The following is a 6386-nucleotide window of genomic DNA, read 5'->3' on the forward strand; positions in this document are numbered from 1 at the left end:
CATTACCTGAAATCTAGCATCACGCGATTAACACGTGGATCGAGCGCCTGCTCGAATGCCTCTTGGGCGTTTGACGAGGGCCAGAGATTGACCTGCAGCACGTCGAAGCGTGCGGCGTGTTCAACGATGGTTCGGATGGCATTTCTCACGTCGTCCGCGCTTTGGGCTATGGTGCCGATCAGTTCAATTTCCCGGTAATGCAGAAAGTTAGCGCCTACCGATAACAAATCGGACGTCGGAATCGATTGGTAGAGTACAATCCTGGCACCGCGTGACGCGGCAGCTATGGCCCCCTGAATGCCTCTGACACCGAAGCGCGTGCAAAAGATGCAGTCGAAGCCCCAGCCATCCGTTAATTTCTCGACGAGTTTCGGATCAGACAGAGAATGAACTGACCCCGTTGCATGGGCGCCGGTCGACATCACAGGCCCATGCGTTGCCACGTCGTCATCGAAAAGGTAAACGTCGCATCCTTTGGTTGTCAGAAGTATCGAATGGAGAAGGCCCATCGTGCCTCCGCCGATGACGGCCACAGTGTCTCCAGCCTTTGCACGCGCCCTATTTATGCCGCGTGCCACGCAGGCGACAGGTTCAACTAACGCGGCACGCTCGGGAGCCAAAAAGGAAGGTACGGAAAAGACCTGATAGGCGGGTACGCCCACAAAATTGGCCAATCCCCCCGGCCCCTGCGGCACCCCTCCTCTCGCTTTAGGATTTAAATATGCACAGTGGTTGTCCAGTCCGAGGCGGCAGGCACGACATTGGCCGCATCTGCGCATTAAAAGCACCGCAACGCGGTCTCCTACGCGCAAGCCATCCGGTACATCGTCCGGCAGAGACGCGATCGTGCCTGACAACTCGTGCCCGCCCCAATAGGGGTAAGTCGGCTTGGCGCCCCGATAAACGCGTTGTTCCGGTGTGCAGAGTCCACACAACTCTATCCGCACACCGACTTCGGACGATACGGCGAGTGGAACCGACAATGTCCATTCTTCAACCTTGCGGGGGCAAGTAATTACGAGTCCACGAACCTCCATACGAGACCTCTCGCTCGCCGACACACCGACTTTCCTAATATGTACACTTACTTGCATCCAGAATCTAGCCAACAACCACAGGCGGCAGTCAAAAACCTGATGAAATCACGTGCCTTGCTGACGGGCTTGCTTAAGTCCTGGGTCTTGACAAGCTTCTCGGAAATATCGTCGGCGCAAACGGCAAAGGACGTTTCAAGCGGCAGAAGTGTTCCCTTGCGCAAGGAGCGACGAAACTATTGAAGGTAGAGTGGAGCGCTTGGGCCGCGTCAATGCCACCAGCCTCAAACACGAGCCGCGCTGTTTACCAGCCCGTTCTTCGATGCATCCTCATCTCTGCGAAGATGCCATGTCGCCTTCCCTCATCTGCCCGCGCGAACCCTCCTATGAGCCTATCGCCACATCGCAAGAGACTATGCGGGAGATACGCAAGTGTAAATTAATTACATAAGGGTCCAAAGCTTCATCCTTCGTGGCGCACCGGTTCGCAAGAAGCGCGATGGTGATGAGGGAAACTCTATGCGATATGCCGCGCCTCCTCTTCTTCGGTGAGCTGGTCGGACTCAGTTTCGTAGTGCCCCTGCGAACCGTTCGACTTGAATCACGTCGCGGGCGCGCCGTCCGCGGCGTCCGCTCGATCGAGATGATCAGGTCGACCGCCGCGTCCTCGAGCGCGATGCAGAGTTGTCGCCAAGCGCCTCCCGAAGTTGCGCACGAACCGGGGATGAGAAGGAAGCTGGGTCAAAGTGATCTCCGTTACGCTTGATGACTGCAGGCGGTGAGGTTGGATCGGTAGTTGGGCGGCCGCAACATCAGAAAGGTCTCAGCGTTTGCTGAAAGCGTGCCTGCGATGGCGGTGGTGGCACCAATCTTCTCTGGCTCCCCAAGCGCGGGAGAGGCTATTCGACGCTAGCAAGAGTTCGCTCGAACCTGATATCCGTTACCGACTTCGGTGAGACCACCTGCCAGGCACCATTCTACGATGCCGGCGAACATGGTCAGCGTTGTCTCGTGAACGGAACCGTCTCCCCTCCCCTCTTCGAGGTGTCGACGCAAAAGCGAGAACTCTAGACCATTAGGGGATTGGCGTTCAGGCGGCCCTTCGGGAACAGCGACGGAAATACGTCTACCAGCATGGTCGGTCCCATCGCAGGCAAAACGCGTGCACATCCTGCAAGTGGTCCAGCCGCGGTGACATCCAGGATGGAGTCGGGGCGAGAGCGTCAACCCCGTCTGCCCGTAGTCGTCAACCACTTCTACATCCCAAGTGCGAGTGGAAAAGACCCACGCACGTAGCCTATGATGGTCCTGAAGCAGCTGCGCTTCGTAGTAAATTTTTGGTGTCGAGATCGCAAATACCTGCATGAATTTCTCCGTCGCCGTTAGGCGCCGGGAACTCTGCACGAATTGGAATCGGGCGTCAGTTGTCGAATACTTACGGTTTTGTGCGAGTGAGTCGCGGCAAGGGGATCACCGACTTTGCCGAGGTCTTCTGCTTTTCGTCTAAATCGCCGGGGCACATTTGTAGGATTCACAATAAAACACACCATGACCAATCGGTACCGCGGTCTTGCTAAGCTGCAGGATATAAACGGAAAAATCCATTTACTCTACGTTCCGGGTTTATCCGCGTTAGCCTTTCGTTAACCTAAAACCCCTTGCTCAAAATGCAGAATCGGCTCTAATAGCTAGTGGCGGAACTTTAGTGGTTTCGCGAAAAATTCCGCCACTTGCAGGAAATGGGTTTTGAGATGGCGAAAACCGCAGCAAAAACAGCGCCGGTCGTCGAAGGGTTGACCGCATTGATGGAGCGTCATGCTGACGCTCTCTCCAGCCAACTTCAAGCACATCATCTCAAGGTCTTCCCGCCGACGTCCGAAAAGGGCATTCGATCCTTTGCACCGTCAGAAGCCTCAAAACTGCTTGGCATCGGTGAGTCTTATCTTAGACAAACTGCTTCGGAAATGCCTGAACTGCACGTTAGTATGAGCCCTGGCGGTCGACGCACGTTCACGATCGAAGATATTCATTCAATCCGTAAGCACCTGGACCTGATTGGCCGCGGGAACCGGCGTTACCTGCCCCATCGTCGCACGGGAGAGCAGCTTCAAGTCGTCTCGGTGATGAATTTCAAAGGCGGCTCGGGCAAGACGACGACAGCCGCGCATCTGGCACAGTACCTGGCAATGCGTGGCTACCGGATTCTGGCGATTGATCTTGATCCCCAAGCAAGCCTTTCCGCACTCTTCGGCAGTCAGCCAGAAACTGACGTTGGTCCGAACGAAACACTCTATGGCGCCATCCGGTATGATGACGAGCAGGTCCCAATCGAGCAGGTTGTCCGAGGAACGTACATCCCGGATCTTCATCTAATTCCTGGCAATCTTGAACTGATGGAGTTCGAGCACGATACCCCGCGCGCGCTTATGAACCGGAAGGAAGGCGACACGCTTTTTTACGGTCGGATCAGTCAGGTCATCGAAGACATCGCGGACAACTACGATGTCGTCGTTATCGATTGCCCTCCCCAACTTGGCTATCTCACGCTTTCAGCTCTGACCGCCGCAACCTCGATCCTCGTCACCGTCCATCCCCAGATGTTGGATGTAATGTCGATGAACCAGTTTCTGGCGATGACCTCGAATCTCCTTCGGGAAATCGAGAATGCAGGCGCCCAGTTCAAGTTCAATTGGATGCGCTACCTCGTCACTCGTTTTGAACCGAGCGATGGCCCGCAGAACCAGATGGTGGGCTATCTGCGTTCGATCTTCGGCGAAAATGTCCTCAATTTTCCGATGCTCAAGACGACCGCCGTTTCGGACGCTGGCCTGACGAATCAGACCCTCTTTGAGGTTGAGCGCGGACAGTTCACGCGCTCGACCTATGATCGGGCCTTAGAGGCGATGAACGCCGTCAACGACGAGATCGAAACTCTAATCAAAAAAGCATGGGGTAGAACCACATGAGTCGGAAGCACCTCCTTGACGTCACCACGGACGCGCCCGACAGCTCATCAGCTGCTGAACACAGAGCGGCAAAGACTCGCTCCATGCCGCTTCTCGGCGTGACCAGAAAAGAACGAGATCCAGCGACGAAGCTGACTGCAAACATCGGTAACGCGTTGCGCGAGCAAAATGATCGTCTTGGTCGTGCCGAGGAGATCGAGCGGCGTCTCGCCGAAGGTCAGGCCGTGGTTGAACTGAACGCGTCGTCAATCGAGCCGTCCTTCGTTCAGGATCGGATGCAAGGTGATATCGAAGGACTTCTTGCATCCATCCGCGAGCAAGGACAGCAGGTCCCAATCCTTGTGAGACCTCATCCCGTTAAACCCGCGCGCTACCAAGTTGCCTTTGGACACCGCCGGCTGCGCGCCGTTTCGGAGCTAGGACTGCCGGTCAAGGCGGTTGTTCGAGACTTGACGGACGAGCAGTTGGTTGTCGCACAGGGTCAGGAAAACAATGAGCGCGAAGATCTCACCTTCATCGAAAAGGCACGTTTCGCACACAAGCTAAACAAGCAGTTTCCACGAGAAATCGTCATCGCGGCGATGTCAATCGACAAAAGCAACTTGTCGAAGATGCTCTTGCTTGTTGACGCCCTCCCCTCTGAATTGATCGATGCCATCGGCGCCGCTCCAGGCGTTGGACGCCCAAGTTGGCAGCAATTGGCAGAGCTGGTTGAGAAAGCATCGCCTCCGGCAGGCGCTGCGAAATATGCTGCCTCGGAGGAGGTGCAGGCGCTGCCGTCGTCGGAACGGTTCAAGGCAGTGATCGACCATCTGAAACCGCGTCGGACTGCGCGCGGGTTGCCAGACGTCCTGTCGACCCCCGATGGCGACAGGCTTGCGCAGGTCACGCAGAGCAAGAGCAAGCTCGAAATTACCATTGACAGGAAAGCCACGCCGGATTTCGCGGCTTTCGTACTCGAGCATTTGCCGGCGCTTTACCAGGAGCATCGCGCAAAGCATCAACGGAAACAGGGAGTGTAACCCGCAAAAGAAAAGAGCTCCCTCAACGTCGCCGTCGTGGAAGCCCTTCTGTCTCTGTAGCAAGAACAGAATCGCATTTCCTCGAATCCTCGTCAAGAGTCTTTGGCGCCGTTTTGGTGAGCGAATTTCCTTTGCCTGCTGAAAGGTGAGAGACAATGCAGTCGGGGAATGTAGCGACGCCGTTCGGGCGGCGGCCGATGACGCTTGCGCTCGTGCGGCGCCAGGCGGCAATGGAAATCAAGCATGGAAAAGCTGCCGATAAGTGGAAAGTGTTGAGAGACGCTTCCGCCGCGATGGAACTGCTCGGGATCCAGTCGAACAGTCTGGCTGTTCTTGACGCACTTTTGAGCTTTTATCCTGACAATGAGTTGCGTCAGGATGCACAATTGATTGTCTTCCCGTCGAATGCCCAACTGGCGCTTCGGGCGCATGCAATGGCGGGCGCAACGTTGCGGCGGCATATTGCCATTCTGGTGGAGTCGGGGTTGATCGTCCGTAAGGATAGCGCCAATGGCAAGCGCTTCGCCCGCAAGGGCGACGATGGCCAGATCGAGAATGCTTTTGGCTTCGACCTGTCGCCCCTCCTGGCGCGATCGGAAGAGTTGGCGATGTTGGCGCAGAGAGTGGCGGCCGAGAGAGCCTCGCTCAGGAAAGCCAAAGAGAGCCTTACAATTTGCCGGCGGGATGTTCGCAAGCTTATTACGGCTGCAATGGTCGAGGGCGCCGACGGCGATTGGAAGACGACCGAGGACATCTACGTTGCGCTCGTGAGCAGAATTCCGCGCGTTCCGACCCTTGAAGGGGTCACTAGCGTTCTCAATGAAATGGTGATGCTCCGTGAGGAAGTGCTTAATCGGTTGGAAAGCCTCGAGAATGCTGAAAAAATTAGCACCAATGCTGCTCATATCGAGCAGCACATACAGAATTCAAAACCCGAATCCATTAATGAATCTGAACCACGCTCCGAAAAGGAGCAGGGGGCAAAGGCGAGCTTGAGCCATCAGCCGAAGAATGAATCGCAAAGGGCGTTCCCATTGGGATTGGTGCTCAAGGCGTGCCCGATGATCAGCGACTATGCACCGCGCGGCGTGGGGAGCTGGCGAGATCTGATGTCTGCCGCTGTGGTGGTTCGATCTATGCTGGGGGTAAGCCCTTCCGCCTACCAGGATGCCTGCGAGGCGCTAGGACCGGAGAATGCTGCGGTGGCAATTGCGTGCATCCTGGAAAGGGCTAACTTGATCAACTCTCCTGGAGGCTATCTGCGGGATCTAACGCGCCGAAGTGAGCGCGGTGAATTCTCGCTTGGCCCGATGATAATGGCGTTGTTGAAGGCCAACGGGCAAGGTGGTTTGAGGGCTGGGTAA

General features: G+C 56.1%; 4 protein-coding genes and 2 pseudogenes. 3 read left to right on the forward strand and 3 right to left on the reverse strand.

Annotated features, from left to right (window positions below):
• Positions 1-2: 2 nt before the first annotated feature.
• The 3 genes and pseudogenes from AMC88_RS34550 to AMC88_RS34755 form a co-directional block, all read right to left on the reverse strand.
• Positions 3-1094 carry a zinc-dependent alcohol dehydrogenase gene (locus AMC88_RS34550; protein ID WP_335726154.1) on the reverse strand — a complete coding sequence of 364 codons (1092 nt, stop codon included), beginning with the start codon at positions 1092-1094 and terminating at the stop codon, positions 3-5.
• Between the two features lie 457 nt (positions 1095-1551).
• A pseudogene (locus AMC88_RS34300) lies at positions 1552-1694 on the reverse strand (P-type conjugative transfer ATPase TrbB); the annotation flags it as partial.
• A 96-nt stretch (positions 1695-1790) separates the two neighbouring features.
• Positions 1791-2399, reverse strand: a pseudogene (locus AMC88_RS34755) (acyl-homoserine-lactone synthase).
• A 386-nt stretch (positions 2400-2785) separates the two neighbouring features.
• Here AMC88_RS34755 and repA point away from each other — a divergent pair.
• The 3 genes from repA to repC all read left to right on the forward strand — a co-directional run bounded on the left by repA (position 2786) and on the right by repC (position 6386).
• A complete protein-coding gene (repA, locus tag AMC88_RS27200) occupies positions 2786-4000 on the forward strand; it encodes a plasmid partitioning protein RepA (protein WP_008534005.1) in 1215 nt (404 codons plus the stop codon).
• Positions 3997-5022, forward strand: a complete 1026-nt coding sequence (repB, locus tag AMC88_RS27205; RefSeq protein WP_040111913.1) for a plasmid partitioning protein RepB — start codon at positions 3997-3999, stop codon at positions 5020-5022. The genes repA and repB overlap by 4 nt, the downstream gene beginning before the upstream one ends.
• Before the next feature lie 155 nt (positions 5023-5177).
• On the forward strand, positions 5178-6386 hold the full coding sequence (repC, locus tag AMC88_RS27210; RefSeq protein WP_040111914.1) for a plasmid replication protein RepC: 1209 nt from the start codon (positions 5178-5180) through the stop codon (positions 6384-6386).

Source organism: Rhizobium phaseoli, assembly GCF_001664385.1.
GTDB classification, from domain to species: domain Bacteria; phylum Pseudomonadota; class Alphaproteobacteria; order Rhizobiales; family Rhizobiaceae; genus Rhizobium; species Rhizobium phaseoli.

Coding starts and splice junctions, on each gene's coding strand:
- AMC88_RS34550 (WP_335726154.1), bottom strand. CDS start 1,094: ATGCAAGTAAGTGTACATATTAGGAAAGTCGGTGTGTCGGCGAGCGAG.
- repC (WP_040111914.1), top strand. CDS start 5,178: ATGCAGTCGGGGAATGTAGCGACGCCGTTCGGGCGGCGGCCGATGACG.
- repB (WP_040111913.1), top strand. CDS start 3,997: ATGAGTCGGAAGCACCTCCTTGACGTCACCACGGACGCGCCCGACAGC.
- repA (WP_008534005.1), top strand. CDS start 2,786: ATGGCGAAAACCGCAGCAAAAACAGCGCCGGTCGTCGAAGGGTTGACC.